The sequence below is a fragment of the Streptomyces sp. NPDC104313 genome (genome assembly GCF_055583985.1).
Genome location: NZ_JBVJMW010000041.1, coordinates 1 through 1,659 on the forward strand (window position 1 = coordinate 1; position 1,659 = coordinate 1,659).

The 1,659-nt window shown below is 66.6% G+C and carries 1 protein-coding gene; it reads left to right on the plus strand.

What is annotated here, in order from left to right:
• The coding region (locus ACZ60Q_RS35980; RefSeq protein ID WP_469641831.1) for a non-ribosomal peptide synthetase at positions 1 to 1,659 on the plus strand (1,659 nt) is incomplete at both ends.

A 1,659-nucleotide genomic window follows, 5' to 3' on the forward strand; every position in this document is an offset into this window, starting at 1 on the left:
GCGCCTGGTGGAGATCCTCAACCCGCCCCGCAGCCTCGCCCGCCACCCCCTCTTCCAAACCATGCTCGTCCTCCAAAACACCAACTCCACCACCAACATCAGCCTCCACAACCTGAAGGTCCAAGGGCAGCCGATCACCCTGTCCGGCGCCAAGTTCGACCTGTCTTTGAGTGTGGGGGAGGTGGGTGGTGGTGTGCTTCCCGGTGGGTTGGCAGGGGTGTTGGAGTACGCCACGGATCTGTTCGACCGGACCACCGCGGAGGGTCTGTCCCAGCGGCTGGCCCGCATCCTCGGTGTGCTCGCCCAGGATCCCGAGACCCGTATCAGCCAGGCCGACATCCTCGACCCGGGCGAACGGCGGCGGGTGTTGGTGGAGTTCAACGACACTGGGGACGCCGGTTCGTATGACGATGCAGTTTCTGTTCCGGTGCTGTTTGCGCGGCAGGTGGAGCGGGTTCCCGATGCGGTTGCGGTCGTGTGTGGGGATGAGGAGCTCTCGTATGGGGAGTTGGACGCGGCGTCGAACCGGTTGGCCCGGCTGCTGATTGCTGAGGGTGTGGGGCCAGAGCGGCTGGTGGCGTTGGCGCTGCCGCGTTCTACGGAGATGGTGGTGGCTGTGCTGGCCGTGCTGAAGGCCGGCGGTGCGTATCTACCGGTCGATCCGGAGTATCCTGCGGACCGGGTGCAGTTCATGCTTCAGGACGCCGAACCGGCCTTGATCGTTACCGCTGGGGGGGCTGGGGACTGCTTCCCCTCCACAGTGGACATACCGCGGGTTCTTGTGGACGACCCGACCGTGCACGCAGCCCTGGACGATCAGGATCCGGGGCCGGTGACAGATGCGGACCGGACACACCCGCTGGCCGACTCGAATCAGGCGTATGTGATCTACACCTCGGGCTCGACGGGCATCCCCAAGGGCGTTGCCGCATCCCATGGCAATGTGGCGGCGTTTGCGGGTGAGCCGCTCTTCGCCGGTGGTGGGCACGAGCGTGTCCTGTTGCATTCGCCAGTGACGTTCGACGCGGTGACGTATGAGCTGTGGGCGACGCTGCTGGGCGGGCGCACGGTGGTGGTGGCGCCAGCGGGTCAGCGGCTGGACCCGGAGGTGATCGCGGCGTTGGTGGCTAGGCACGATGTCACGGGTATGTGGCTGACCGCGGGGCTGTTCCGGGTGGTCGCGGAGGAGGCACCGGAGTGCCTGGCCGGGGTTCGGGAGGTGTGGACCGGCGGTGATGTCGTGGCGGTCGAGGCCGTGCGACAGGTGCTGGGGGCCTGCCCACAGCTGACCGTAGTCGACGGGTACGGTCCGACGGAGACGACGACCTTCGCCACCGCCCATCACGTGAGCGGTGTTGGTGCGCTAGAGCATTCCCTCCCGATTGGTCGTTCGCTTGCTGGTGCGCGGGTGTTTGTGCTGGATGGCGGGTTGCAGCCGGTTCCGGTGGGTGCGCCGGGTGAGCTGTACATCGCGGGTGCGGGTGTGGCGCGGGGTTACCTCGGCCGTCCGGGGTTGACGGCGTCGCGGTTTGTGGCTGATCCGTTTTCTGGTGTTGCTGGTGGACGGATGTATCGGACCGGGGATCTGGTGCGGTGGAATGCGTCGGGGAGTCTGGAGTTCCTGGGGCGTGTGGATGACCAGGTGAAGGTGCGTGGGTT